The organism is Meridianimarinicoccus zhengii (assembly GCF_003254465.1).
Taxonomy (GTDB): Bacteria; Pseudomonadota; Alphaproteobacteria; order Rhodobacterales; family Rhodobacteraceae; genus Meridianimarinicoccus; species Meridianimarinicoccus zhengii.
The window spans coordinates 1-2263 of sequence record NZ_QDFI01000162.1 but is presented as its reverse complement, the minus strand read 5'-3'; the positions used below and the strand labels follow the sequence as shown (position 1 = coordinate 2263).

Here is a 2263-nt window from a genome sequence, read left to right as displayed (position 1 = left end):
TTGCCAGCCCATGACTACGACGCGACGCTCTCGCTGCCCCACACCGGCAGGCTCGGCGTCAGGATCGTGCCGCCCGCGCCCGCATAGAGCCGCTTGTGGGGCGTGCCGAGTGCGGTCGTGTCACGGACTGCCGTTGGGGCCTTGAACACTTCCGTGAAGCGGACATCCGCCACCAGGCTCCCTGTCGGATAGCGGAACTGGCGGGTCGTCGAAAGTGCCGCGCCCGTGCCGGTCAGCGCAAAGGTCTCCTCGCCGGTGTCGCCATACCAGATCGTCGTGGTCCCGTTGATGAAGTCCACGGTCCACACGAACGGCACCCATTCCCCGTTCGGCCAGACGACATTCGCCGTCTGCTGCATCCCGATGCTGCCCTCCGGGGTATCGACACTGATGCGCGCCCTGCCGTCTGACAGCATCTCGAAATTGTAGACGGCACCGAGCGTCGTGCTGATCGTGCCGCCGCCGCCGGAATTGCGCCGGAACTCGCCTGCCAGCGTGAAACCGTTCACCGTGCCAATCTCATCCGGATCGACGAAAGAGCCTTGCGAGCCGTCGAGCGTGAATTGCGGCGTGCCTTCCAGGTTGCTGGTGATTTCCGGGCGCACCGCCAGCGGCAGGGACGGCACGAGCGATCCGGCAACGACAGCCACGGGCAGGTCGTCGACATAGGTGTTGAGAAGGTCGTCCGGGTAGACGAGCAAGTCCGGCGACCCGCCGCGCCCGTATTCCAGCGTTTCCGCCCCGTTCACCCCGCCCGCGGGCGTGATGCGGATACCGGTACGGCCCGAACCGCCGGCATCTGGCAGCAGCTGAACCTCCGTCCGCAGTGGCACGCCGTCCAGCGTGAACCCCCCGATATAGGCGGACGTGCCGCCCTTCCGGTTGCGCTCGGTCGTGAAGTCGAGATCCGGGTTCCACAGGTCGATGTGGGTTTCGGTCCAGTTGGAGTGCGTGATCCGCGGCGTGTCGTAGCTGATCGACCCCAGCGCGCGCAGCTTGATCGAGGCCATCACCTCCGCCAGACGCGGAAAGCCGCTGGGTTCCGTGTTGCTGAAATGGATCATGTCCGTGGACCAGCCGCCACCGTCCGGGTAGCCGCGCAGGGCGAAGGTCTCCGGATTGTACGGCTCGCCGAGGATCTCGGGGAAGGTCGCCTTGTCGAGAAGGATCGTCTCCCAGCCGGCCGCGATGCTCTCGGCGCCCGTGGGCGAGTTGAGAATGGCCGTGAGACTGTCGCGGGGAAAGTCCGTCGTGCGCGGCCCGCGCCCGGTCGAGACGATCACGACGACCCGCGTGTAGTCGAAGTCGATGACCTCCGACAGAGAGTGATGCAGCGTCTCGCCATTGGGCAGGGTGCTGCCCAGGACCGCAGGCGAACCGTCGAAGTTGCGGCCCGTCAGTACGGGCATCATGGACTCGGCGTTCTGCGGGAAGAAGCTGCTCCACGACGAGTTGATGACGGTGCCGATCTTCGTGCCGTAATCCGTCAGGTCCGACAGCATCCGCATGTCGTGTTCCCACACGCGGGACGTATCCGCCGGATCGATCCATTCGAACGGGTTCACGCCGGGGACCGCACCCATGGCGAGAACGAGATACTCGCCCGGATGCGCGGCATGGAAGACCTCGACATCACGCGCAAGGCCCGGCATCGGCTCGTTGCCCGGTTCGTTGTTGACCAGCGTCACCAGCGAGGGTCCGGTCGTGGCCGGGTCGCTGCGGTCAGGTTCCCAGAACTGCACGTAGTCGGGATAGGTGATCGTGTCCGGCGTCAGCGTCACGGGGCTGTCGGCCGCGAACTTCTTCGTCAGGTTGCTCTGCCCGAGATCATAGTGCACGTGCCCGAGCGCGATCTTCCTGGCCATCGTGCTGGCCGGGGCCGCGCTGCCCTGCACCCTGCATTCGATCAGCCGGTAGGTCCGCACGTCCTTGCCGGTGATGGTGAGCGCGCCACTGGCCGCACCGCCGGAAACAGGGTCGCCCAGAGCCGTCCAGTCCCCCGCCTCCCCGGTCGGCGTGTCGGGGTTTGCCGTGCCCTTGCCGTGGTACTGGACCCAGCGGCATTCGATCACCGCGCCGTCATCGGCATCGGTGCTGTCCAATTCGAGCGGAATATCGGCCGTCTCCAGGCCGAGTGCGTGGCCGTAATCGAAGACCGCGACATCCTCGGGGCTGTCGATTTCCGCCAGTGTGGCGCTCGCGCCGGTCAGCACCGTGACCGCGTTCGACGCCGGCGATGCCACACCCGAACCCGCATCCGTCC

General features: G+C 66.5%; 1 protein-coding gene. It reads right to left on the bottom strand.

Features of this window, described 5'->3' with window-relative positions:
• Window positions 1–14 precede the first annotated feature (14 nt).
• Window positions 15–2263: hypothetical protein (locus DDE13_RS22305; protein WP_222626188.1), on the bottom strand; the 2249-nt coding region annotated here is incomplete at its 5' end.